The 24,102-nt window shown below is 70.0% G+C and carries 24 protein-coding genes and 1 riboswitch; of the genes, 5 read left to right on the top strand and 19 right to left on the bottom strand.

Annotated features, from left to right (window positions below):
* Positions 1-4: 4 nt before the first annotated feature.
* From AC1DVI_RS24500 to AC1DVI_RS24445, 12 genes are all read right to left on the bottom strand, one after another.
* Complete coding sequence (locus AC1DVI_RS24500; protein ID WP_476960186.1) at positions 5-1,453, bottom strand: acyl-CoA reductase; 1,449 nt, start codon at positions 1,451-1,453, stop codon at positions 5-7.
* Positions 1,453-2,532, bottom strand: a complete 1,080-nt coding sequence (locus AC1DVI_RS24495) for a LuxE/PaaK family acyltransferase (RefSeq protein WP_476960185.1) — start codon at positions 2,530-2,532, stop codon at positions 1,453-1,455. The genes AC1DVI_RS24500 and AC1DVI_RS24495 overlap by 1 nt, the downstream gene beginning before the upstream one ends.
* Positions 2,533-2,608: 76 nt before the next feature.
* A riboswitch (TPP riboswitch) is annotated at positions 2,609-2,738 on the bottom strand.
* Between the two features lie 57 nt (positions 2,739-2,795).
* The gene (locus AC1DVI_RS24490) at positions 2,796-3,371 is read right to left on the bottom strand and encodes a class I SAM-dependent methyltransferase (protein ID WP_476960184.1); all 576 of its coding nucleotides are present in this window, start codon (positions 3,369-3,371) and stop codon (positions 2,796-2,798) included.
* Between the two features lie 42 nt (positions 3,372-3,413).
* Complete coding sequence (locus AC1DVI_RS24485) at positions 3,414-4,697, bottom strand: acetylornithine deacetylase/succinyl-diaminopimelate desuccinylase family protein (protein ID WP_476960183.1); 1,284 nt, start codon at positions 4,695-4,697, stop codon at positions 3,414-3,416.
* 76 nt (positions 4,698-4,773) lie between these two features.
* Complete coding sequence (locus AC1DVI_RS24480; protein ID WP_476960182.1) at positions 4,774-5,778, bottom strand: formate dehydrogenase subunit gamma; 1,005 nt, start codon at positions 5,776-5,778, stop codon at positions 4,774-4,776.
* 160 nt (positions 5,779-5,938) lie between these two features.
* A complete protein-coding gene (gene fdh3B, locus AC1DVI_RS24475; RefSeq protein WP_014198023.1) occupies positions 5,939-6,574 on the bottom strand; it encodes a formate dehydrogenase FDH3 subunit beta in 636 nt (211 codons plus the stop codon).
* A 26-nt stretch (positions 6,575-6,600) separates the two neighbouring features.
* Positions 6,601-9,534 (bottom strand): formate dehydrogenase subunit alpha, encoded by a 2,934-nt coding sequence (locus tag AC1DVI_RS24470; protein WP_476960181.1) that lies wholly within the window; start codon positions 9,532-9,534, stop codon positions 6,601-6,603.
* A 28-nt stretch (positions 9,535-9,562) separates the two neighbouring features.
* On the bottom strand, positions 9,563-9,772 hold the full coding sequence (locus tag AC1DVI_RS24465) for a twin-arginine translocation signal domain-containing protein (RefSeq protein ID WP_476960180.1): 210 nt from the start codon (positions 9,770-9,772) through the stop codon (positions 9,563-9,565).
* On the bottom strand, positions 9,762-10,442 hold the full coding sequence (locus AC1DVI_RS24460) for a TorD/DmsD family molecular chaperone (protein WP_476960179.1): 681 nt from the start codon (positions 10,440-10,442) through the stop codon (positions 9,762-9,764). The genes AC1DVI_RS24465 and AC1DVI_RS24460 overlap by 11 nt, the downstream gene beginning before the upstream one ends.
* Positions 10,443-10,575: 133 nt before the next feature.
* Positions 10,576-11,139, bottom strand: a complete 564-nt coding sequence (locus tag AC1DVI_RS24455; RefSeq protein ID WP_476960178.1) for a DUF3306 domain-containing protein — start codon at positions 11,137-11,139, stop codon at positions 10,576-10,578.
* Entirely contained in the window at positions 11,132-11,656 is a 525-nt protein-coding gene (locus tag AC1DVI_RS24450) for a DUF3305 domain-containing protein (protein ID WP_476960177.1), read from the bottom strand. Before AC1DVI_RS24450 ends, AC1DVI_RS24455 begins: the two co-directional genes overlap by 8 nt.
* Positions 11,653-12,258 carry a biotin/lipoate--protein ligase family protein gene (locus AC1DVI_RS24445; protein ID WP_476960176.1) on the bottom strand — a complete coding sequence of 202 codons (606 nt, stop codon included), beginning with the start codon at positions 12,256-12,258 and terminating at the stop codon, positions 11,653-11,655. Before AC1DVI_RS24445 ends, AC1DVI_RS24450 begins: the two co-directional genes overlap by 4 nt.
* Positions 12,259-12,349: 91 nt before the next feature.
* On the opposite strand from AC1DVI_RS24445, the gene AC1DVI_RS24440 reads away from it, so the two are divergent.
* The 4 genes from AC1DVI_RS24440 to nadC all read left to right on the top strand — a co-directional run bounded on the left by AC1DVI_RS24440 (position 12,350) and on the right by nadC (position 16,407).
* Entirely contained in the window at positions 12,350-12,697 is a 348-nt protein-coding gene (locus AC1DVI_RS24440) for a hypothetical protein (RefSeq protein WP_237905426.1), read from the top strand.
* A 101-nt stretch (positions 12,698-12,798) separates the two neighbouring features.
* On the top strand, positions 12,799-13,809 hold the full coding sequence (nadA, locus tag AC1DVI_RS24435) for a quinolinate synthase NadA (protein WP_476960175.1): 1,011 nt from the start codon (positions 12,799-12,801) through the stop codon (positions 13,807-13,809).
* A 157-nt stretch (positions 13,810-13,966) separates the two neighbouring features.
* Positions 13,967-15,589, top strand: a complete 1,623-nt coding sequence (locus tag AC1DVI_RS24430) for an L-aspartate oxidase (protein WP_476960174.1) — start codon at positions 13,967-13,969, stop codon at positions 15,587-15,589.
* Positions 15,574-16,407: a carboxylating nicotinate-nucleotide diphosphorylase gene (nadC, locus tag AC1DVI_RS24425; RefSeq protein ID WP_476960173.1), complete on the top strand. Its 834-nt coding sequence runs from the start codon at positions 15,574-15,576 to the stop codon at positions 16,405-16,407. The genes AC1DVI_RS24430 and nadC overlap by 16 nt, the downstream gene beginning before the upstream one ends.
* A 35-nt stretch (positions 16,408-16,442) precedes the next feature.
* On the opposite strand, the gene AC1DVI_RS24420 is transcribed toward nadC, so the two are convergent.
* The 6 genes from AC1DVI_RS24420 to uraD all read right to left on the bottom strand — a co-directional run bounded on the left by AC1DVI_RS24420 (position 16,443) and on the right by uraD (position 22,078).
* Positions 16,443-16,610, bottom strand: a complete 168-nt coding sequence (locus AC1DVI_RS24420) for a hypothetical protein (protein WP_476960172.1) — start codon at positions 16,608-16,610, stop codon at positions 16,443-16,445.
* Positions 16,607-17,860, bottom strand: coding sequence for a UDP-galactopyranose mutase (gene glf, locus AC1DVI_RS24415; protein ID WP_476960171.1), 1,254 nt, complete (start codon positions 17,858-17,860; stop codon positions 16,607-16,609). Before glf ends, AC1DVI_RS24420 begins: the two co-directional genes overlap by 4 nt.
* Before the next feature lie 157 nt (positions 17,861-18,017).
* On the bottom strand, positions 18,018-19,022 hold the full coding sequence (locus tag AC1DVI_RS24410) for a GMP reductase (RefSeq protein WP_476960170.1): 1,005 nt from the start codon (positions 19,020-19,022) through the stop codon (positions 18,018-18,020).
* Positions 19,023-19,101: 79 nt separating this feature from the next.
* Positions 19,102-20,334, bottom strand: coding sequence for a M20/M25/M40 family metallo-hydrolase (locus tag AC1DVI_RS24405; RefSeq protein WP_476960169.1), 1,233 nt, complete (start codon positions 20,332-20,334; stop codon positions 19,102-19,104).
* Entirely contained in the window at positions 20,331-21,572 is a 1,242-nt protein-coding gene (locus AC1DVI_RS24400; RefSeq protein WP_476960168.1) for an allantoate amidohydrolase, read from the bottom strand. Before AC1DVI_RS24400 ends, AC1DVI_RS24405 begins: the two co-directional genes overlap by 4 nt.
* Positions 21,569-22,078 (bottom strand): 2-oxo-4-hydroxy-4-carboxy-5-ureidoimidazoline decarboxylase, encoded by a 510-nt coding sequence (gene uraD / locus AC1DVI_RS24395; protein WP_476960167.1) that lies wholly within the window; start codon positions 22,076-22,078, stop codon positions 21,569-21,571. The genes AC1DVI_RS24400 and uraD overlap by 4 nt, the downstream gene beginning before the upstream one ends.
* A gap of 302 nt (positions 22,079-22,380) precedes the next feature.
* On the opposite strand from uraD, the gene uraH reads away from it, so the two are divergent.
* The gene (uraH, locus tag AC1DVI_RS24390; RefSeq protein WP_476960166.1) at positions 22,381-22,743 is read left to right on the top strand and encodes a hydroxyisourate hydrolase; all 363 of its coding nucleotides are present in this window, start codon (positions 22,381-22,383) and stop codon (positions 22,741-22,743) included.
* Here uraH and AC1DVI_RS24385 read toward each other — a convergent pair.
* Positions 22,728-23,915: a urate hydroxylase PuuD gene (locus AC1DVI_RS24385; protein ID WP_476960165.1), complete on the bottom strand. Its 1,188-nt coding sequence runs from the start codon at positions 23,913-23,915 to the stop codon at positions 22,728-22,730. The genes uraH and AC1DVI_RS24385 overlap by 16 nt on opposite strands.
* Between the last annotated feature and the right edge of the window lie 187 nt (positions 23,916-24,102).

Genomic DNA, 24,102 nt, shown 5'->3' with positions numbered 1-24,102 from the left:
CGCCTCAATCCGTGTAGGGGGCGAACGCGTCCGCCGCCCGTTCCGCCGAGCCTTCGATCTCGGTCATGGTGACGAGGTCCAGCAGGTTGAACCGGCCGTCATGGTGCCAGCCCGCCTCCGGCGCGGTCATGCGGCCGAGCGCGCAGAGGCGCGTCACCCCGACCGCCCCCAGCGTTCCGGCGAGCGCGAACAGCTCCTCCGGTGCGGCGGCGATGCCCACGGTCTGGAGGAAGGCGCGGTAGGGCGCCAGCCCCGGCACCGCCTCGGCCAGCCGGTCCACCGCCACCACCGTCACCGTGCGGTTCAGCCCGCAAGGGCTCAGACCGTCCGCGGCGTCGGTGTAGGCGACCGCCCAGCTTCCCGCCGGATCGCCGAACAGGGCGCGGCTGGCGTCGGCAAAGCCCTTCGTCTCCTCCGCGTTGCGCCAGGACGCGACGCTGCCCGCCTCGCCCATCGACAGGGGGCGGCGCGGGAATTTGCTGCCCAGCGCGTCCAGCTCGTGCGCCAGATAGCCGGCGAACTCCTGCGGCGACACCCGCCCGCCGCGCTCTACGAAAAAGGACTGGGGCGAGTAGCAGCCCTGCTGGTCGTAGCGCGCCACGTCGTAGGCCGCCTGCCGCGCCACCGCCCCCGCCTTCCCGGCGTCGAGCGCGGAGCGGGCGACCATGCCGAAGCTGATCTTGTGTCCGTAGGGCAGGAAACGCGTCGTGATCGGCACCCGCGCCCGGATGGCCTCCAGCGCGTCGTTGCCGCCATAGGCGACCACCGTGTCGGCGCGGGTCAGCCACGCGCGCTCCGCCGCTTCGTCGCCGCCCTTCCACCAGACGATGGCGATGCAGTCGGCCAGCTCCGGGTCGATCTCCGCCAGGATTTGCGCGAACCAGCCGGCGAACAGCGGCTCGGCGCTCGGCAGCTTGCCGACCGTGCCGGCCTTCACCAGCAGGCCGGAGATCAGGCTCCACAGCGGCAGGCCCGGCACGTTGCCCGCCCAGACGTGCAGCAGCAGCTCCGGCCCGAAGGCGCGGGCGAAGCCGCCCTTGGGCATCGGCTGGAAATCGTCGAGCACCGCCGGGTTGGCGAAATCCTCGGCGATGAACTTCCGCAGCTCCGGCCCGCGGAAGGTCTTCAGATAGCCGGTCAGCCCCAGCCGGACCATCTCCGCGTCGTAGCCGGTGACCAGCGGCAGCAGCCGTTCCGCCTTTTGCCTCCACGGGTCGTCGCGGTCGAGCAGCCGGGCGATGGCACGGTCGATGGCGGCGGCGATCTCCGCGACGGTGCGGCTTTTTAGGTAGGCCCGCGCGTTGGCGCGCACTCGCGTTGCCAATTCAGCGATCTGCGCCTCGCTCAGCACCGGCACCGCCACGTCGAGCGTCTCGGCGCCGCGCCGGAAGGTCAGCGTCCGCCAGTCCACCGCGTCGGCGGACAGCCCCGGCAGATGCCCGGCGCGCTCCATCAGGGCGCCCGCGCCGCTTTGAGGAAGTCCTCGACCGCCACGGAGCAGCCCTTGGCGTCCGCCCCGTCGGCCCGGCCGAGAAGCTGGAAGCCGCCGTCCACCTCCACCCCCGCATCCTCGGTCAGGATGGCGGAAGCGCAGTTGAAATGGGCCAGATCGTGATGGACCAGCACGCCGACGCTGCCGCGCGGCACCTCCTGGCCGGTCAGCGGGTTGATGACCCGGCTGCGGATCCAGTGCGGACCGGACTTCACCGACGGGCAGGTCTCGTTGCCGTCGTCGTAGAACTGGGTGCTCAGCTCCGTCATGCCGTACATGTTGATGCACAGCCGGCGCGGCACGCCGAAGGTGGCGGAGAGGCGGCTGTAGAACTCCTCCGCCGCCATCTCGCGCGACTGGCCCTTGAAGCCGCCGGTGTCAAGGATGCGGCTGCCCGCCGGCAGGGCGAAGCTCCGCCCCCGCTCGGCCAGCGCGTCCATCAGATGCACGACGCTGAAGCTCGCCCCCAGCAGGGCGTAGGGTTCGCCGGTTTCCTCGGCGCGGGACAGCGCCTCGATCGCCCCGTCCACGTCCAGCCCGGCGTCGGATATGAGGTAGCGGCTCTCCGCCGTCCCGAACTCGTTCTTGGCCAGCGCCAGATAATGGGCAAGCGAGGAGTTGGGCATCGCCTGCTCGGTCGGGAACAGGATGCCCATGCGCAGCCGCTCCCATTCCCCCATGAAGCGGCGGCGGAAATTGACGGTCATGGAGCGGTCGTAGACCGCCAGCGTCGGATGGTGGCTCTTGCCGCGCACGCCTTTGGTGGTGCCGCTGGTCATGAAGACGTGCGGGCATTCCTCCGGCGGGCGTCCGCTCAGCGTCAGGTCCTTGAAGGCGCTGATCGGCACGGCGGGCACGTCGCGCCAGCTCTTCACCGTGCGCAGGGTGCGCGCCCGCTGGGTGGCGAAGCGGCGGTAGGGGGCGTTGGTCTCGAACTGATGGGCGAAGACGGCCAGCGCCATGCGGTTGAACGCCTCCTCGTCCGCCTCTCCGGCGGCGATGAAGGCCAGCAGCTCTTCGACAAGTCGGGCTTCGGTCACGTCCGCACACACCTTTTGCAACGCCAACAAACTGTTGCCGGGACAAGCGGTGTCTGGATGGAATGGGGGTACGCCGTGCCGCCCTTCAGTCCCGTCCCTACGCCGGTATGACCCGGATCAGGTTCGATGGGTCACCGCGTTGTCCGGATGAAAGCGCCGGACCGGCGGAGTCTCAGCCTCCTAGCGAGGCCCCCCAGGGAACATTCGCAAGCTAAGGGACCGGCCCCCGCCCGTCAAGCCGGTCGGGTTCGAGGAGGTCGGGTTCAGGCGGCGTCCTTCACCACCTCCAGGACCATGGCAATCTCGTCGATGACGTTGTTCTGGCTTTCCATCGCCTCCATCACCTCCTGGTTCGTGACCTCCCCAGACGCCAGCTTGTGGTGCCAGCGCGGGGTCGGGGCATAGACGATCGACAGCATGCGGAAATCGACGTTCAGATGCATGGCCAGCCGCGTGTTGGGCCAGCCGCGCTCGATGAACTTCCGGTTCTCCTCCATCGAGAACAGGCTCAGCACGTTGGGCGTGATCGGGCGGACGTGGGTCGGGTCGCCGAGATAGCCGTCGCTGCGCGGGTGCGGCACCTTGATGGTGATCCGCGCGCCGTGCCGGCAGACGCGGTACAGCTCCCTCATGATGTTCAGGAAGCTCTCGGTCGTCTGGCCCATATGCTCCAGCGCGTGGATGAGCTGGACGTCGGCGACGCTGCTCTCCTCGAACGGCCAGGGCACGACCTCCAGGTCGGCGACGATGTCCGGCCCGAAGGTGCCGTACTTGTCCACGTTGACGTAGCCGGCAAGCCGCGTGTCGCCGCAGCCGAGGTTGAGCTTGAGGTCCGACATCGCGCGCGTGTCCAGCCAGCCGTTGTTGCCACGAGCGCGACCTTACACCTCCCGCCGCAACAGCGACAGGGCGGCCATCGCCATCACCTGTGCGGCATGGACCATGTCGTCGATGCCCACATACTCGTCCGGCTGGTGGGCGAGGTCGAGGATGCCGGGGCCGTAGGCGATGCAGTCCTTGAGATGCCCGACCCGCGCGATGTGCTTCTGGTCGTAGGTGCCGGGGGACACCACCCGCGCCGCCGGGCGACCCAGCACCGTCTCGATGGCCGCCCCCACCGCCCGCACCACCGGAGCGTCGGTGTCGGTCAGGGTGGGCAGGAAGGCCAGCACCTCGCGCAGCTCGTAATCGAAACCGGGGCGCTCGCGGCGCAGGTCCTCCAGGATGCCGACGATCTCCGCCCGCACCTCCTCCGGGTCCTCCTCGATCAGATAGCGGCGGTCGATGACCATGCGGCAGCGGTCGGGCACCATCGGGCTGGGCAGGCCGCCGTGATCCTCCGCCTGCCCGCCATGGATGGCGTTGATGTTCAGGGTGGACTGCCGCGCCCCCTCCGGCACCACCGGCATGGCGGTGCGCTTGGCGGCCAGCCGGGGGATCAGCTCCGTCTCGATCCGGTGCAGCACGGCGCCCATGTGGCGCACCGCGCAGTTGCCGAGGAAGGGCATGGAGCCGTGGGCGACGCGGCCCTTGGTCTCGATCTCCGCCCACCAGACGCCGCGGTGGCCGATGCACACCCGGTCCACGTTCAGCGGTTCCGGGATGATGACGTGGTCGACCCGCGGGCGGGAGAAGTAGCCGAGCGTCGCCAGATGCCCGACCCCGCCGTAGCCGCCGGACTCCTCGTCCACCGTGCCGGAGATTTCCAGCGCGCCGGGGAAGGGGATACCCTCCTCCAGGATCGCTTCCACGGCGATAATCGACGCGGCGATGCCGCCCTTCATGTCGCAGGCGCCGCGGCCGTAGACGCGCCCGTCCTTCACCACGCCTTCGAAGGGATCGACCGTCCAGCCCTGGCCGGCGGGCACCACGTCGATGTGGCCGTTGAAGTGCACGCAGGGGCCGGGCTCGCGCCCTTCGATCCGCGCGACGACGTTGGTGCGCGGGTAGCGGTCGCTGTCGCCCGGCGCGCCGTCGGCCCGCACATATTCCACGGCGAAGCCGCGCCCGGCCAGCCGCCGCCCGAGGAATTCCGCGCAGTCGGTGTAGACGTCGCCAGGCGGGTTGACGGTGGGGATGCGGATCAGGTCGCGGGTCAGCGCGACGAGGTCGTCGCGCCGCTCCGCGATGCGGCGGAACAGCGACTCCCGGTGGTCGAGCGGCATGAATCCTCCCCACGCACAATTCGTTGCGCGGAAGGATCGGCCATGCCGGCCCGCCTGTCGAGAGATGTTCCGCGCCTCACTCCGCCGCTCGATGCCGCAGCCGTTCGTCCTCATTGGCCCGGCCGTTGCGGAGTTGCTCCTCGTACCAGCGGCGGTGATGGTCCTTGGCCCAGTTCTCGTCGACCACGCCGCTGCCCATGGCGTCGAAAGCGCCCTCCATGCCGATGGTGCCGATGTAGATGTGCCCGATGATCAGCGCGATCATCAGGGCTGCCACCACCCCGTGCGCGACGTGCAGGATCTGCATGCCGCCGATCCCGGTGACGGCGAAGGGCATCATCAGCAGGAAACCGGTGAGCGACAGCGCAAAGCCACCGAACACCACCGCCCAGAAGACGCCCTTCTGACCGGCGTTGAAGCGCCCGGCCTCCGGATGCTCGCCGGACTTGCTCAGCACGCCGCCGAGCGTCTTCAGCCAGACGAGATCAGCCTTCTCCGGGATGTTGTCGCGCACCCACAGCACGAAGATCATCAGCAGCCCGAGGACGAAGGGCACGCTGAAAAAGTTGTGCATGTACTTGCTGGCTTCGGCCAACATCGTGAAGTTCGGGTGGCCGATCAGCGGGATCAGCAGCATGCGCCCGAAGGTCAGGATCAGCCCGGTCAGCGCCATCAGGAGGAAGCTGACCGCCGTCGTCCAGTGGGCGAAGCGGTCCATGCCGCTGAAGCGCGGCACCGGGCGCCCCGACCGGCCGCCCTGGATGCGGATGGTACCGCGGATCAGATAGAAGATCGCCAACACCGCGATCGGCCCCAGGATCAGCGCCCCCGCGATGATCTTCAGCCAGACCATGCGGAACTCGCGCCACTCCCGCCCCTCCGGCTGAACCAGGACGCCCAGCTTCGCGTCGGGGATGCTGACCCGCCCGGACAGCTTGCCGTCCGGCGTCTGGTAGAGCTGCACCTCGTCCTTCGAGGTCGGCGAGGTCGGCCCCGGCGTCTGGTAGAACTGCGCCTGCACCGCCGGGGCGGCGAGCAGCAGAACGAACAGGACCAACAGGGGGCGCAGGAGCTTCGTCATGTCGCGTCCTTCCCTAGAAAATATGCGCTTTGCGGGGTGCTGCGTCGGGACAGCCTTGCCCCCACCCCGGCCCTCCCCCGCTGTCGCAGGGGAGGGAGAATTGTCCCCTCCCCTGCGAAGCGGGAGAGGGTTAGGGTGGGGGCATCACTTCCCCACCCGCTCAGCTCCCGCCCGTGCCCTCGCGGCCCGGGCTGAAGGCGTCGCCGCGGTCGTTCTGGCCATAGGCGGTGGACCAGCCCCAGGCGCCGGAGCCATAGCCGCGGCGCACCGTCCGCTCCTTGTAGATGTCGGCCAGAACATCGCCATCACCGGCCATCAGCGCGCGGGTGGAGCACATCTCCGCGCAGAGCGGCAGCTTGCCCTCGGCCAGCCGGTTGGTGCCGTATTTCTGGTACTCCTCCATCGTGTTGTCCGCTTCCGGACCGCCGGTGCAGAAGGTGCATTTGTCCATCTTGCCGCGCCCGCCGAAGTTGGTCGCCTGCGGGTACTGCGGCGCGCCGAAGGGGCAGGCGTAGAAGCAGTAGCCGCAGCCGATGCACAGGTCCTTGGAGTGCAGCACCACCCCGTCCGCCGTCTGGTAGAAGCAGTCCACCGGGCAGACCGCGGCGCAGGGCGGATCGTTGCAATGCATGCAGGCCATGGAAATCGACCGCTCGCCGGGCACGCCGTCCTTCAGCGTGATGACGCGGCGGCGGTTGATGCCCCAGGGGATGTCGTGCTCGTTCTTGCAGGCGGTGACGCAGGCGTTGCATTCGATGCAGCGTTCCGCGTCGCACAGGAATTTCATGCGGGCCATGAATGTCTATCCTTCCTTGCGGCGCGTCAGGCCGGTTCGACGCGGCACAGCGTCACCTTGGTTTCCTGCATGAAGGTCATCGGGTCATAGCCGTAGGTCGTCACCCCGTTGGCCGGCTCGCCCAGGACGATGGGGTCGGTGCCGGGCGGGTAGTTCTCCCGCAGGCTGTTGCCCTGCCAGTAGCCGGAGAAATGGAAGGGCATGAAGACCGTGCCGGTGCCGATGCGTTCGGTCACCAGCGCGCGCATCCGCGCCTTCGCGTTGTCTTCCGGCCCGTAGACCCAGACCATGCCGCCGTCGCGGATGCCCAGGCGCTCGGCGTCCTTGGGGTTGATTTCCACGAACATCGTCTGTTGCAGTTCGGCCAGCCAGGGGTTGGAGCGGGTCTCCTCGCCGCCGCCCTCATACTCGACCAGCCGTCCGGAGGTCAGGATGAAGGGGAAGCGCTGGCGGATGTCGCTGTCCGCGATCTTGAACTGGAGCGAGCGGGCGAGCTGCGGCAGACGGAAGTCGCGCCGGTCCTCGATCGCCGGATACTCTTTCACCAGCTCCGGCCGCGGGGAATAGATCGGCTCGCGGTGCAGCGGCACCGGGTCAGGCAGGTTCCAGGCGACGGCGCGGGCCTTGGCGTTGCCGTGCGGCGAACATCCATGCTTCAGCGCGACGCGGATGATGCCCATCGACAGGTCGGTCTGCCAGCTCACCTCGTCGGTCTTGTCGCCGCCGATGGCCTGGATGACGCGCATCTCCTCCGCCGTCAGGTCCTTGTCCCAGCCCAGCTTGCGCAGCATCGCCATGGTGAATTCGGGATAGCCGTCCTCGATCTCCGACCCCTTGGAATAGGAGCCGTCGGCGAGCAGGCTGACGCCGTTGCGCTCCACCCCGAAGCGGGCGCGGAAGACGCCGCCGCCCTCCATCACATGCTTGGAGGTGTCGTAGAGCACGGCGCAGCCGGGGTGGCGAAGCTCCGGATGGCCCCAGCAGGGCCAGGGCAGGCCGTAATACTCGCCCTTCAGCGGGCCGCTGGTCGCCTGCATGGTGATCTTGTCGAAGTCGGCCTGATGCTTCATGTGCATCTTCAGCCGTTCCGGCGACTGGCCGGTGTAGCCGGTGGACAGGCAGCCGCGGTTGATCTCGCGCAGGATGTCCTCCGGCACCGGGCGGGTCTCCTCCACCGTGATGTGCTTGAACATCTCGTCGGCGAAGCCGAACTTGCGGGCCAGCAGATAGATGATCGTGTAGTCGTCCTTGGACTCGAAGATCGGCTCCACGACCTTCTCGCCCCACTGCATCGACCGGTTGGAGCAGGTGCGCGAGCCGTCCGTCTCGAACTGGGTGCAGGCCGGCAGGATGTAGGTGCCGTTCCGGCGCTCCTTGAAGGCGGCGAAGGTGGTCGGGTGCGGGTCGGCGATGACCAGCAGGGACAGCTGCTCCAGCCCCTTCAGCATCTCCGGCATGCGGGTGACGGTGTTGCCGCCATGGCCGAAGACGACCATCGCCTTCAGCGGCGACGGCTGCTGGATCTCCTCCGGCTTGTAGGTGACGCCGTCGAACCAGCGGGTGGTCGGGATGCCCTTGGCCTCCATCAGCTCCTTGGAACCGAATCTGGCCTTCATCCAGTCGTAATCGACGTCCCAGACGCGGCAGAAATGCTTCCACGCCCCCTCGGCCAGCCCGTAGTAGGAGGGCAGCGTGGAGACGTCGAGCCCGAAGTCGGTGGCGCCCTGCACGTTGCAGTGGCCGCGGTAGATGTTGGCCCCGCCGCCGGCCACCCCGATGTTGCCGAGCGCCAGCTGCAGGATCGACAGGGCGCGGACGTTGGCGGTGCCGGTGGTCTTCTGGGTGATGCCCATGCACCAGATGACGGTGGACGGCCGGTTCTTCGCCAGCGCCTCGGCCACGCGGTGGAGCTGCTCGCCGGGCACGCCGCTGACCCGCTCCACCGTGGCGGGGTCCCACTTCTTCACCTCGGCGCGGATCTCATCCATGCCGTAGACGCGCTGGCGGATGTATTCCTTGTCCTCCCAGCCGTTCTCGAAGATGTGCCAGAGGATGCCCCAGGTGACCGGGATGTCGGTGCCGGGGCGGATGCGCACATAGTCGGTGGCGTGGGCGGCGGTGCGGGTGAAGCGCGGGTCGATGACGATGAAGGGCGCGCGGTTGTGCTCCTTGCCGCGCAGCATGTGCGGCAGCGAGACGGGGTGGGCCTCCGCCGGGTTGCCGCCGATGATCAGCAGCGCCTTGGAATTCTGGATGTCGTTGTAGCTGTTGGTCATGGCGCCGTAGCCCCAGGTGTTCGCCACCCCGGCGACCGTGGTGCTGTGGCAGATGCGCGCCTGATGATCGACGTTGTTGGTTCCCCAGAAGGCCGCCAGCTTGCGGAACAGATAGGCGCCCTCGTTGGAGAATTTGGCGGAGCCCAGCCAGAAGGTGGCGTCCGGTCCGGACTGCTCACGGATCTCCAGCAGCTTGGTCCCGATCTCCTCGATGGCCTGGTCCCAGGAGATGCGCTGCCACTGGCCGTCGACCAGCTTCATCGGGTATTTCACCCGCCGCTCGCCCTTGGTCAGCTCGCGCACCGAGGCGCCCTTGGCGCAATGCGCGCCTTGGCTGATCGGGCTTTCCCAGCCCGGCTCCTGCCCGGTCCAGACGCCGTTCTGCACCTCCGCGATCACCGTGCAGCCGACGGAGCAGTGGGTGCAGACATTCTTGCGGGTGACGATCTCGACGTTGGGCAGGGTCGGCCCGGCCTCGGCCTTCTGGATCATCGCGGCGGGCAGCGCGCCCAGCGCCGCCATGCCCCCGGCGGCGAGGCCGGAGGTCTTCAGGAAGCCGCGGCGGTCGACGGTTTCTCCCAGCCCGGCGGTGCCCGCCGACCGTCCATTGGCCGACAGTCCGTTCAGGCGGCGGGCGAGGGAGGCGCGGGTGGCGGCGGTTCCGGCGTTGCGCTTGACGAGCATGGGGCGGCCCTCTGGATCAAAGTCGCGGTCAGAGTCGGTTCAGCGCGTAGAAACGCTTCACATGGTCGGTTTCGCGGTAGCGGGACTTCACCTGCTCCTGCCGCGATTCCATCGCTTCCGCCGGGGCGGCGCGCAGGGTCGCGGCCGCGGCGGCGGCCCCCGCCGCACCCAGCCCCAGGCCTTTCAGCAGGCTGCGGCGTTCCAGTCCGGTTTTCTTCTGACTCTCGTCACGGTGCATGGATCGTGCCCTCCCGCTGGTCGGCCCCGCGAGCCGCACCCGAAGGGGCGGGCGCGATCATCGCGAAGGCGTTGGTCTCGATGTCCAGGAACAGCCGCCCGAAGGTGCCCAGGGGCCGGTAGAGATGCGCCGCCGACGCCTCTTCCAGATCCTGGAAGAAGCGGCCCGCCCAGGGGGCGAGGTGGCGCTCGAAGAAGCGCTTCTGGCGCGGCAGGTCCGGCTCGCCGTCCACCGTGCCGACGGTACCGGCGGCCAGCGCGCCCATGATCTCGGCGATGGCGGCGATGTGGTCCTCCGGCTCGCTGACGCCGGTGGCGCGCTCGATGCCCAGGGTCTGCATGTCTTCGCGCAGGCGGGCCAGCGGGCGGTCGATCAGGAAGCCGGTGCGGTAGTAGGAGGCGAAGGGGACCAGCTCGCCGCGCGTCACCCCAAGGAACAGCTCGTGGTATTCGCGCTCGGCCCGCCGTTCTCCGTCCGGGTCCTCGGCGAGCGTACGCGCACGCACGGCCAGATCGCTGATGGCCCGCCCCAGCGGCGAGCCGTCCCCGGACAGAGCGCCGACCGTGCCCAGCAAGTCGCGCGACGGCGGACGCGCCAAGAGATGGGCCAGCAGGCCGTACGCCTGCGCCCGCAGCCGATCCGCGTCGTCGATGATGGCCGTTTCCGCCATGCCCTTGCCCCGCTTCGCCTTTCCCGTGGCCGGTTAAGGTCCGGCTCATCAAGGACAACAGCGGGACTGCTCAAAGGTTGCGCAGTCCAGGACAGGCGATGGTCTTGCCCCGACCCTGAGCGTTGCCCCCTCCCTAACCCWCCCCCGCTTTCGCAGGGGAGGGAACGGACGCCGCTTCGCAGGATTCTCCCTCCCCTGCGCAGCGGGGGAGGGCCGGGGTGGGGGCAAGACCCTCACTTTCCTCAAACTCATCCACCCCAGCGACCACCTCCTCCTGCGGCTTCTCCTCCTCCGGCGGCTTCTCGTCGGTGGCGATGCGGTCCAGCAGGTCGGCGATGCGGTCGGTGTCGAGCAGCTTGCCGTAGCCGGGGGCGTTGCAGTCCCAGTCATATTCGGCGAAGCCGCGGAAGCCCGCGATCACCGGGTCGCTGGTCCAGGCCTTGCGCAGGGCCAGCCGTTTCAGTTCCTGCGGGACGTTGCTCGCGAGAAAGCCGGTGTAGTCGCTGTCCGCGCCCAGGCTCTCCACCGGCGGCAGGCTCTCCGGATCGAAGGGTTCCGGCGGCGGAGCGGCGATGGCCTGCGGTTCCTCCGCCGTGTCCCGCTCCTCCGGCGGTTCGGGGGCCTCGACGGGCGCCGTGCGCGCCTCCTGCTTGCGCCGCGACCAGCGGGACAGGAAACCTTCGGACCCGTCATCCATGGCGCTGATCCTTTCCAGGATGAGCAACCGGAGCGCGGCGGGCCAACGCCTCCGGGTCGGCGCGGTCGCGCTGGCGCTTGTAGAAGGGCCGTTCGGTGTGGTGGCGGGCCACGAAATCGCGCATCCACGCCGCGAGGTCGGGCGGCAGCGGGATCGCTTCGATCAGGTCGTCGCCCGCGTCGGAATGGGCGTCGACCTCGCCGGGATCGACGGTGACGGCGAGCAGCCGCAGCCCCGGCTCCTCCGCGCAGCGGCGCAGGATGACGTAGAGCATCGGGTGGCCGCCCTTCAGATTCTCGACGTAATTCTCCGTCTCGCCGGGATGGAGCACGATCTCCGCAGCGCCCGCGTAATAGCCGGTGCGCTCGCCATCCTGCGCCAGCACGGTCCAGGGCGCGCGGTCGGGCAGCGCCGGCAGGGCGCCGGTCACCCGCCAGCGGGCGTCCACCCAGGGGTTGTCGATGCGCTGGCGCTCCACCGTGATCCCGATGCCGCGCCGTTCGGCCTGTCCGGTCATGACCGCGTCTCCTGTGCCGTGGGGATCAGCCGCTGTTCCCAGACCCGCCGCACCGGCTCGAAGCCCGCATCCATCCAACGGTCGATCCAGGTCAGGAAATGCCGGGTGAAGCTCTCCAGCACCGCCACGGCGTCGGTGTCGCCGAAGCCTTCCTCGCGCAGCGCCGTGCGGTCGGGGTGGCGGCCCGGGTCGGGGTCGTCGGGGTCGCCGAGAACCTCCAGCTCCGCGCCGACCACGGCCCAAGCGGGCAGCCCGTCCTCGGCGCCGGGGCCGAGCGCGACGGTCACCCCGCCGGCCACCGCGCCGTTCAGCAGCAGACGGCCCGCGCCGTCGAAGCGGATGCTCTGGTTGGGCGGCCCCACCGCCTCCAGCGCGTCGGCCAGTGCGACCAGGGTGACGGCGGCGAGGCCGTCCCCCGCGTCCGGCCGGTCGGGGACCAGCACCACCGCCACGTCCAGCCGGTCACGCCGGCCGCTGTGGACGAGCGTGCCAGGCGCCGCCCCCTCCGCGGCGAAGCGGCAGGCGGTGGCAAAGGGTCCGCCCGCCTCGGCGGGCCAAGGGCGGAAGATGGGTGGCAGCGTCGGGGTGTCGGTCGGGTCCATGCCCCTGATAACGCGCGAACGGGAGGGTTGGTGCCCACGCCTGTTGGTGGGGGACGGCCTTGTCACCCCCCTGCCCAAAGGAGTCCGCGCCTTGCTCGCCGCACTGATTTCTTCCAGCCTTGTCGCCGGGCTGCTGATGACCGGCAACGTCATCGCCCAGGAAGCCACCAAGGAGTCGCTGTCCAACGACATCAAGGTGCAGCAAAGCCAGGAACCGCCGCCCAACCAGCAGGGCGTTCGCGCGCCCAAGGCCACCACCAGCGGCGAAACCCAGGGGGCGGAGCTTCAGCAGGCCCTGGCCGACGTCCGCCGGGCACCACCCGACCTCCAGGGCAACCCGGTGCCGCGCCCCAACCAATGGGCCAGCGAACCCGACATGGGGCACGAACCGACCCGCTCCGAAAATCCGTCCGACCTGAGCAGCCAGGAAGCCAAGTAAGGCGGATCACCAACCTTCCGCACAGCGCATCCTTTTCCGCTTGATATACTCTAATTGAGCATTTATGGTTTTGCTCACTGCGAGCATTAAAGGAATGCGCCATGCGCGATACCACCGGCCTTGCCTACACGCCCGACATCGCCGCGGCGACGCAGCCGATCTACGAGCGCATGAAGCGCGTGATGCCCGCCGTCGAGTGGCCGTTCCACGCCCCGCTGGTCCATGAGATCAACCGCTTGAAGCGGGAGCGCAACGCGGTGATCCTCGCCCACAACTACCAGACGCCGGAGATCTTCCACGGCGTGGCCGACATCGTCGGCGACAGCTTGGCGCTCGCCGCCCGCGCGACCGAGACCGACGCCGACGTGATCGTCGTGGCCGGCGTGCATTTCATGGCGGAGACGGCGAAGCTGCTGAACCCGGCCAAGACGGTGCTGATCCCCGACACCGGGGCCGGCTGCTCGCTGGCCGAATCGATCACCGCCGCCGACGTGCGGCTGCTGCGCGAGCGTTATCCGGGCGTGCCGGTGGTCGCCTACGTCAACACCTCCGCCGACGTGAAGGCGGAGGTGGACATCTGCTGCACCTCCGGCAACGCGGTGGAAGTGGTGGAATCGCTGGGCGCGCCGCGCGTCATCATGCTGCCCGACGAGTATCTGGCGAAATACGTCGCCACCCAGACCAGCGTCGAGATCATCGCCTGGAAGGGCCATTGCGAGGTGCACGAGCGCTTCACCGGCGACGAGATCCGCGAGTTCCGCGGGCGCTTCGGCGAGTTGATCGTCATCGCCCACCCGGAATGCCCGCCCGACGTCCTGGAGGCTGCGGATTTCGTCGGTTCCACCGCCCGCATGGTCGATTTCGTGGCGGACCGCCGCCCGCCGCGGGTGCTGATGGTCACCGAATGCTCGATGAGCGACAACGTCGCCGCCGCCTCGCCGGAGACGGAGTTCGTGCGGCCCTGCAACCTGTGCCCGCACATGAAGAAGATCACCCTGGCGAACATCCTCGACAGCCTGCGCACGCTGGAACCGCAAGTGACCATCGCGCCGGAGGTGGCCGACCGCGCCCGCCGTTCGGTGGAACGGATGCTCGCCGTCAAGCCGCGCTGACCTTCTATTCCCTCTCCCCTCCGGGGAGAGGGTCAGGGTGAGGGGGGTGCGCTTGTGCCGGACGCACGGCCACGCGCATCCCCCTCACCGGCCCTCCGGGCCACCCTCTCCCCAGAGGGGAGAGGGTTAGAACGATCTTCTCGCCGGGAGGCTTTCCATGCCCACCCCCTACACGGTCCGCGATTCGGAGGTGGTCGTCATCGGCTCCGGCATGGCCGGGTTGACCGCCGCCCTGCATCTGGCGCCGCGCGCCGTCACGCTGCTGACCAAGACGCCGGACCTGCCGGGCGGCTCCAGCAACCATGCCCAGGGCGGCATCGCCGCCGCCATCGGCCCTGGCGACGGGCCGGAGGCACACGCCGCCGACACGGTGGCTGCCGGAGCCGGCTTCGTGGACGCCGGCCGCGCCCTGCTGCTGACCCGCGAGGGGGCGGAGCGGGTGCGGGCGCTGCTCCTCGCCGGGCTGCCCTTCGACCGCGACGCCGACGGCGCGCTCCTGCTGGGGCGGGAGGCGGCGCACGGGGCGGCGCGCATCGTCCATGCCGGCGGCGACGCCACCGGGGCGACCCTCGTCGCGGCGCTGGCCGAGCGGGTGCGGGCCACCCCGTCGATCCGCGTGGAGAGCGACGCCTTCGCCGTCGATCTGGCGGTGCGCCACGGGCGGGTCTGCGGCGTTCTGGCCTGCCACCCGGAAGGCTGGGTGTTCTACCGCGCGCCGCGCGTGGTGCTGGCGACCGGCGGGGTCGGCGGGGCCTACGCCCGCACCACCAACCCGCCGGAGGCGACCGGCGACGGGCTGGCGCTGGCGGCGCGGGCCGGGGCGCTGCTCGCCGACGTGGAGTTCGTACAGTTCCACCCGACGGCGCTCGCCGTGGACGCCGACCCCGCCCCCCTGCTGACCGAGGCGCTGCGCGGCGCCGGGGCGCTGCTGCTCGACCGGCGCGGGATCCGTTTCATGGCGGCGGAACACCCCCTGGCCGAGCTGGCGCCGCGCGACGTGGTGGCCCGCGCCATCGGCGCGCGCGTCGCGGCGGGGGAGCCGGTGCGGCTGGACATGCGCCCGGCGCTGGCCGCCAAGCCGGACGGCTTTCCCACCGTGCTGGCGCTCTGCGCCGCCCACGGGTTGGACCCCTGGCGGGAGCCGGTGCCGGTCGCTCCGGCGGCGCACTACCACATGGGCGGGGTGGTCACCGACCACGCCGGGCGAACCAGCCTGGACGGGCTGTGGGCCTGCGGCGAGGTCGCCTGCACCGGTGTCCACGGCGCCAACCGGCTGGCCAGCAACTCCCTGCTGGAGGCGCTGGTGTTCGGCGCGCGGGTCGCCCGCGACGTGGCCGGGCGGGACCTCCCTCCCCTGCCGCCCTTCCCCCTGCCCGAAGCGCCGGCCGTCGCCGGGGAGATCGGGGCCGGCCTGCTCGACGCCATGACGGACGAGTCCCGCTGCACGCTCTACCAGGGCGCCGGGCTGGTGCGTGACGGGGTGGGCCTGCTGGCCGCCCGGCGCAAGCTGGACCGTCTGGCTGTGGCGCTCGACGCGCTGTGCGACGGCGGCACGGCCGACCTTGCTGCCGTCCGCCGCTGGGGCGAGGCGCGCAACCGCCTGCTGGCCGGGCGTCTGATCGTCCACGCCGCCCTCGCCCGCAGCGAAAGCCGCGGGGCGCATTTCCGAACCGACTTCCCGCAGGAAGACCCGGCGGCGCAACGCCACCGCTTCACCCTCACCGACCTGACCGGGGCCGCCGGCCCCCTTTCCGGAGACGCCGCATGCTCCATCCTCTGACCTATGAACCGATCGTCCGCGCCGCCCTGGCGGAGGACCTTGGGCGGGCCGGCGACATCACCACCGACAGCATCGTCTCGGCGGACGCCGTGGCGACGGCGGGGCTGGCCGCGCGCAAGGACGGGCGCGTCGCCGGGCTGGAGGTCGCCCTGTCCGCCTTCCGCATCCTCGACCCCGCGGCGGAACTGCGGGTGGAGCACGGCGACGGCGCCGATGTCGCGCCCGGCGCCACCATCGCCACCGTGACGGCCCGCGCCCGCGCCCTGCTGACGGCGGAGCGCACGGCGCTGAATCTCCTGGGCCGCCTGTCCGGCATTGCGACCGCCACCCGCGCGCTGGTGCGCGAGGTGGAAGGCACGAACGCCCGCATCGTCTGCACCCGCAAGACCACCCCCGGCCTGCGCGTCCTGGAGAAGCAGGCGGTCCGGCTGGGCGGCGGCTTCAACCACCGCTTCGGGCTGGACGACGCGGTGCTGGTCAAGGACAACCACATCGCCGTGGCCGGCGGCATCCGCCCGGCGGTGGAGCGCGTCCGCGCCGCCATCGGCCACATGGTGAAGGTGGAGGTCGAGGTCGACACGCTGACCCAGCTTGAGGAGCTGCTGGCCCTGCCGGTCGATGTCGTCCTGCTCGACAACATGGACCCGGAGACGCTGCGCCGCGCCGTCGCCATGGTGGACGGCCGCATGGTGACGGAGGCGTCGGGCAACGTCACCCTGTCCACCGTGCGCGCCATCGCCGAAGCGGGCGTGGACATGATCTCGGTCGGCTGGCTGACCCACAGCGCGCCGAATTTTGACGTCGGGTTGGATATGTAGGGAGGAGCACTGCCCCTCCCCCGGAACGCAGATCCTCAGTGGCCCATGAAGTTCCGGTGCTGCACGGTGTTGTCCTCGCTCAGCCGGACCGAGGGGGCGGCGTAGGTCTCATCGGCGGTGCGGCCCAGCGTGCCTTCCAGGATCACGCTGGCGCCGATGGCGAGGATGACCGCGGTGGCCAGGGCCATTCCGAACGCTTTCATGACGCTTCCCTCCTGCTGTGGACCGGAGCGGACGATGGAGCGGGCTGCGGGGCGGCGCCGATCCCGGAAATGCCGCGCGCACCCTCCGCCACGGCGCCTTCGGCCTTGGCGATGCGGGTGTAGAGCGCCAGCGCCTGCGCCACCACCTGATCCATGTTGTAGTAACGGTAGGTCGCCAGCCGCCCGACGAAATGGACGTTCGGCGTGGCGTCGGCCAGCTCCTGGTACTTGCGGTAGAGGGCCGCGTTCTCCGCGCGGGGGATCGGGTAGTAGGGGTCGCCCTCCGCCGACGGGTATTCGTAGGTCAGGCTGGTTTGCGGGTTCGTCTGGCCGGTCAGGTGCTTGTATTCGGTGATGCGGGTGTGCGGCACCTCCTCGCCGGGGTAGTTCACCACGGCGACGGGCTGAAACCATTCCTGATCGACCGTCTCGTGCCGGAAGGTCAGGGAGCGGTAGGGCAGCTTGCCGAAGCGGTGGCCGAAATACTCGTCCACCGGGCCGGTGAAGATCAGGTTGCGGTAACGCACGTCGCGCACCACGTCGCGGAAATCGACACCCAGGCGGATGGTGATGTTCGGGTGGTCGAGCATGTTCTCGAACATCCGCGTGTAGCCGTGCAGCGGCATGTTCTGGAAGCTGTCGCCGAAATAGCGGTCGTCGTCGTTGGTCCGCGTCGGCACCCGCGCCGTCACCGCCTTGTCGAGGTCCGACGGGTCGAGGCCCCATTGCTTGCGGGTGTAGCCGCGGAAGAACTTCTCGTACAGCTCCCGCCCGACCGCGCCGACCACCACGTCCTCCGAGGTGCGGACGTCGGCCACCGGTTCCGCGCGGCTCTTGAGGAACTCCGCCACCCCGGACTCATCGAGGTCAAGCCCGTACAGTTGGTTGACCGTCGTCCGGTTGATCGGGATCGGGACGAGCTGCCCGTCGACATGGGCGAGCACCCGGTGCTCGTAGGGGCGCCACTTGGTGAATCGCGACAGATAGTCCGCCACCGGCTGCGAGTTGGTGTGGAAGATGTGCGGGCCGTAGCGATGGATCAGCACGCCCGCGTCGTCGTGATGGTCGTAGGCGTTGCCGCCGATGTGCGGGCGCCGGTCGATCAGCAGGACACGTTTGTCCAGCCCCGCCGCCAGACGTTCCGCCAGCACGCTGCCGGCGAAGCCCGCCCCGACGATCAGGTAATCGAAAACCGCCGGCCCGTCCGTCCGCCCCACATAAGCCGGAGCGGCTCCATCGAAATCACGCATAAGGTCTGCCTTCCTCGTCCCGCCAAAAGGCGGACGAGCGGGGCAAGCCGTCCGGCGCCCCACCCGTCCGCACATCCTGCGAACGGTGGAAGCCGCCGGTGGTTCCGGAGGAAGACGGTCGAGAAGGAGGTACCGATGCAGGGTACCTCCCGTGGCATCACCCCCCGAAGACGGTGTTCAGCTGCGCGCCGACGCGGACGAAGGTGGTCCGCTTCGACACCTCCTTCAGCTTGGTGGCGCCGATGTAGGTCATCATGCTGCGCACGCCGCCCATGATCTCCTGCATCGTGCCGTCGATCGGTCCACGGTAGGGGACCTCCACGGTCTTGCCCTCCGACGCGCGATAGGAGGCGACGCCGCCCGCGTACTTGTGCATCGCCGTGTCGGACGACATGCCGTAGAAGGTCATCGCCACCGGCACCTTCTGCCCGCCGCGCTCCTCATAGCGGATGTCGCCCTCGCACTCGTCGTGGCCGGCCAGCATGCCGCCGAGCATCACGAAGTCCGAACCGGCGCCGTAGGCCTTGGAGATGTCGCCCGGCACCGTGCAGCCGCCGTCGCCGCAGACCTGCCCCTTCAGCCCGTGGGCGGCGTCGGCGCATTCGATGATGGCGGAAAGCTGCGGATAGCCGACGCCGGTCATCTTGCGGGTGGTGCAGACCGACCCCGGCCCGATCCCGACCTTGATGATGTCGGCCCCGGCGAGCACCAGCGCCTCGGTCATGTCGCCGGTCACCACGTTGCCGGCCATGATGACCATGTCCGGATTCTCCTTCCGCAGCCGGGCGATGACGCGCACGAAGCGTTCCGTGTAGCCGTTGGCGACGTCCAGGCAGAGCTTGCCCACCGGGGCCTTGGCCTTCACCGCCTGGAACTTGTCGTAGTCGGCCTCGGTCGTGCCCAGCGAGTAGAAGACGTTGGCCGTGTCCTCGTCGCGGAAGAAGGGGATCAGGGCTTCGGCCGGGTAGTGCTTGTGCAGCGCGGTCAGCGCGCCGAAGCGCGACAGGGCGCGGGCGACGGCCATGGTGCCGACCACGTCCATGTTGGCCGCGATCAGCGGGAAGCCCGTCCATTCCAGCCCGCTGTGGACGAAGCGGAAGGTCCGCTCGATGTCCACGTCGTTGCGGCTTTCCAGGGTGCTGCGCTTCGGGCGGATCAGCACAGGGGAGGGAGAATGAAGTCCCCTCCCCTGCGCAGCGGGGGAGGGTTAGGGTGGGGGCAAGGTCAGCACCAGCGCAGCCTCACCCCTCGCCCAGCACCTCCAACAGCGACAGCGCCACAACCTCCGTCGCCTTGAACAGATCGGACAGCGGCAGGCGCTCGTCGGCGCGGTGGGCGTTGGCCTCCTCGATGGTGTGGGGGCCGGCGCCGAACAGCGCGATGGGCACGCCCGCGTCGGAGTAATGGCGCGCGTCGGTGTAGAGCGGCACGCCCTTGGTCTCCACCGGCTCGCCCATCACGCGGCTGGCGTGGGCGCAGAGGACGGCGGCCAGCCGGTCGGTGCCGGGCAGCGGGGTCAGCGGGCGGGCCAGCAGGATGCGGCGGACCTCGGCGCGGGCCTTCGGGAAGGCCGTGGCCGCATCGGCGATGACCGCGCGCAACGCCTCCTCCACCGTCTCCGACGCCTCCTCCGGGATCATGCGGCGGTCGAGGCGCAGCGTCACACGGTCGGGGACGACGTTGGTGTTGATGCCGCCCTTGATCAGCCCGACCGTCAACTGCGGCGAGCCGATGCCGTCCACCGCCGACACGGTGCCGGCGTAGCCCTTGCGGTGCTCATAGAGCGCGCCGAGGATCGCGGTCGTCGCCTCCAGCGCGTCGATGCCGGTCATCGGCAGGGCGGCGTGGGCGGACTTGCCGGTGACCTCGACCTCCAGATGCAGGCAGCCGTTGTGCGCGGTGACGACGCCGTAGCTGAAGCCCGCGGCGATGGCGAAGTCCGGCTTGGTCAGCCCCTCGTCGAGCAGCCATTTCGGCCCGATCTCGCCGCCGGCCTCCTCGTCGTAGGTCAGGTGCAACTCCACCGTGCCGCGGTCAAGACCGGCCTTCTCCAGCGCCAGCAGCGCGTAGGTGTAGGTGACGAAGTCGGACTTCGAGACGGCGACGCCGCGCCCGTACATCCAGCCGTCCACCACCTCCGCCCCGTAGGGGTCGCGGGTCCAGCCCTCGCCCGGCGGCACCACGTCGCCATGGGCGTTCAGCGCCACGGTCGGCCCATCGCCGAAGCGGCGGCGCACGATCAGGTTGGTGGCGGAGATCATGCCGTTGGCCCGCACCAGATCCGCCGGAACCGGGTGGCGCTCCACCGTCAGCCCCATGGCCTCCAGCAGCGCGGCGGCCCGCTCGGCGTGGGGGGCGCAGTCGCCGGGCGGGTTGTCGGAGGGCACCTTGACCAGTTCGGCCAGGAAGCGGACCTGCTCGTCGCGCGTCTGCTCCAGGAAAGCGCGGATGGCCTTTTGGGCGGTGTCGGTCATGGTGTCGGGGTCTCGTGCTCGAAGTGGCGGATGATGTCCAGGAGGATCTGCACCGACAAATCGGCGTCCTCCGCGGTGATGGATTCGGCGGGGTTGTGGCTGATGCCGCCCGCGCAGCGGACGAACAGCATGCCCATCGGCAGCACGCCGGCGAAGGCCATGGCATCATGCCCGGCGCCGCTGGGCAGCGACAAGGGGCGGACGCCGGCGCGGATCACGGCGGCCTCGATCTGCCGCCGGATGCCGGGGGAACAGGGGGCCGCCGCCGCGTCGTGGGTTGTCTCCACCGCCAGTTCCACGCCGCGGCGGCCGGCAATCGCCTCGAACGCCCCGAGGATGGCGGCGCAGGCGTCCCGCCGCACGGCGTCCTCCGGCGCGCGGACGTCGAGGGTGAAGGCGGCCTCGCCGGGGATGACGTTGACGGCGCCCGGCTTCGCCTCGATCCGGCCGACCGTCGCCACCAGTCCGGCGTCGGAGGCCGCGGCCACCCGCTCCGCCGCGAGAGTCATCTCGGCGGCGGCGGCCAGCGCGTCGCGGCGCAGCGCCATCGGCACCGTGCCGGCGTGGCCGGCCATGCCGCGCAGCCGGATGGCGAAGCGCGTGGCGCCGTTGATCGCGGTGACGATGCCGACCGGCAGACCTTCAGCCTCCAGCACCGGCCCCTGTTCGATGTGGACCTCCAGAAAGGCCAGCGCCTCCCCCGGCTTGCGGGCCGCCGCGGCGATGGCCTCGGGATCGCCGCCGAAGGCGCGCAGGGCGTCGGCCATGCGCACGCGGTCGCGGTCGCGCGCCTCCAGCGCCGCCCGGTCGAAGCGCCCCGCGACGGCGCGGCTGCCGGTCAGCGTCACGGGGAAGCGCACCCCCTCCTCGTCGCCGAAGCCCAGCACCTCGATGGCGAAGGGCAGGCGCTCGCCGCGCCGGTCCAGCTCCGCCACCGCGGCGACGGCGGCGAGCACGCCCAGATTCCCGTCATATTTGCCGGCGTTTCGCACCGTGTCGATGTGGGAGCCGATCAGCAGGGCCGGCGCGCCCGGCGCGGTCCCCTCGTAACGACCGACCACCGTCCCGGCCGGGTCCATCCGGGCGTCCATCCCGGCCTTGCCCATCCACTCCATCAACTGGTCCGCGGCGGCGCGGTGCTGCGGGGTCAGGAACAGGCGGGTCAGCAACCCCGGCTCCTCCGTGAAGCCGGCGAAGGCGTCCAGCCGCGCCATCAGGTCCGCGCCGAAGCCGGTCATGACTCGATGTCCTTGGGAAGCAGGTCCTTCAGGCGCAGCCAGGTGATGCGCTCGACCTGGGCGAGCGCCGTGGCGAACTCCTCTTCCGGGCCGTTGGACAGGCGGGTTTCGAACGCCTCCAGGATCTCGGCGCGGCTGCGGCCCTTGACCGCCAGGATGAAGGGAAAGCCGAAGCGCGCCTTGTAGGCGTCGTTCAGTTCGGTGAAGCGGGCGAACTCCTCGGGCGTGCAGCGGTCCAGCCCGGCGCTGGCCTGCTCCGCCGTGCTGTCGGCGGTCAGCTCGCCGCGCAGCGCCAGCCGGCCCGCCAGATCGGGATGGGCGTTCAGCAGCGCCAGCTTCCGGCCATGGTCGGCGGCGCGCAGGACGGCGACCATCGCGGCGTGCAGCCCGTCCGCGTCGTCGGGCAGGTTTCCCCCCTGATTGCCGGCATCCCAGGCGCCTTCGGCGACCCAGGGCGAATGTTCGAACACGCCGCCGAATCGGGCGACGAAACTTGCACGGTCCATCTCGCTCGGTCGCATCCCGGCCTTCCCTGATCGGTCCTCTGCCACGCAGCATAACCGCAATCGCCGAGGTCCGCTTTTTCGATCCGTTTGAAAGTCTTTTTGCGCAGGCCCCGTTCGGACTGCGTCGCGCTGCGGTATAAAGTCACTTATTCCTTCTCCCCCCTGGGGAGAAGGTCAGGATGAGGGGGCGGCCGAAGGCCGACCACGCCGGCCCCTTGCAGTGCGTTGGACGCCCTGGCGGGCGCCCCCTCACCCTAACCCTCTCCCCAGGGGGGCGAGGGGATTCACGAGAGGAGAGACCCATGTCCGGAAGCGGGCGCCTGACCACCCATGTTCTCGACACGACGCACGGCCTGCCCGGCGCCGGGATCGCCGTCACCCTCTACCGCATCGACGGGGAGCGGCGGGAGCGGCTGACCCAAACCCGCACCAACGCCGACGGGCGCTGCGACGCGCCGCTCCTCGCCGGGGCCGACCTGACGCCGGGCGTCTATGAGCTGGTGTTCGAGGCCGGCGACTATTTCCGGGCCTCCGGCCTGGAGATCGTCGAACCCGCCTTCCTCGACGTGGTGCCGATCCGCTTCGGCGTCGCCAACGCGGACCAGCATTATCACGTGCCGCTGCTCGTCTCCCCCTACAGCTACTCGACCTACCGGGGAAGCTGATCGGCCCAGGCGGCGAGCAGGCGGCGCTCCTCCGGCGTGATACCGGTGACGTTGCCGGGGGGCATCGCGTCGGACAGCGCCGCCCAGGTCCGGATCTGGGAGGCGTGGCGGCTGATCGCCTCCGCGCTGTCCAGCATCACGCCGCGCGGCGCCACGCCGATCCCCTCCCACACCGGCTGCGCCGCGTGGCACATGGAGCAGCGGGACAGCACCACCTCCTCCACCTGCGCGAACTCGACCCTGGCCGGTGCGGCGGCGCTCTCGGTCCGCGTCCCGGCGGCGCTCAAGCCCACGATGACGGCGACGCCCGCGGCGGCCACCGCCCAGGTCCACCAGGGCGTCGGCTTGCCGGCGTGGCGGCTGTTGAAGAAGTGGCGGATCACAGCCCCCACCACCAGCACCGCCGCCACGATGACCCAGCTGTAGCGCGTGCCGAAGGCCAGCGGGTAGTGGTTGGAGATCATCAGGAAGACGACCGGCAGCGTCAGGTAGTTGTTGTGCAGCGAGCGCTGCTTGGCCTGCTTGCCCAGCGCCGGGTCGGGCACCTGACCGGCCTTCATGGCGGCCACCGCCTTGGTCTGGTTGGGGATGATGATGCGGAAGACGTTGGCCGACATCATCGTGCCGATCAGCGCGCCCACATGCAGCATCGCCGCCCGCCCGCTGAAAAGATGGCTGAGGCCCCAGGCGACCAGCACCAGGAAGACGAAGCCCGCCGCCGCCAGCTTCACGTCGTCCTTGCCCAGCGGCGACTTGCACAGCCGGTCATAGACGTGCCAGCCCAGCCCGAGGGCGCCCAGGCTGAGCAGCACCGCGCCCCACCAGGGGATGTCCAGCACCGCCGGGTCGATCATGTAGAGTGCCGCGCCGTGGTAGTAGAGCACCGACAGCAGCGCGAAGCCGCTGAGCCAGGTGGCGTAGGATTCCCATTTGAACCAGGTCAGCGTCTCCGGCAGCTCCGCCGGGGCGACCGTGTATTTCATCATGTTGTAGAAGCCGCCGCCGTGGACCTGCCACGCCTCCCCCGCCACGCCGTTGGGCAGGCCGTCGCGCCGCCGCAGGGACAGGTCGAGGTGGATGAAATAGAAGCTCGATCCGATCCAGGCGATGGCCGTGACGACGTGCAGCCAGCGCACCAGAACGTTGACCCACTCCCAGATGATCGGCTCCATGCGTCGCGGCCTCTTCCGTTCGGTGATCCTCACCCTGAACTCTACGGTTGCCGCGGCGCAGCGGGGAAGCGGATGCGTGCGCCAGCACTTTCAAAAAAAACGGAAAGGTGGGAGGATTCCTCCTCTTATCCCCTCGCCCCCCTGGGGAGAGGGTTAGGGTGAGGGGGCGCCCGCCAGGGCGTCCAAC

The sequence above is a fragment of the Azospirillum sp. P4_B5 genome (assembly GCF_056402275.1).
This window is presented reverse-complemented; position numbering and strand designations above follow the sequence as displayed.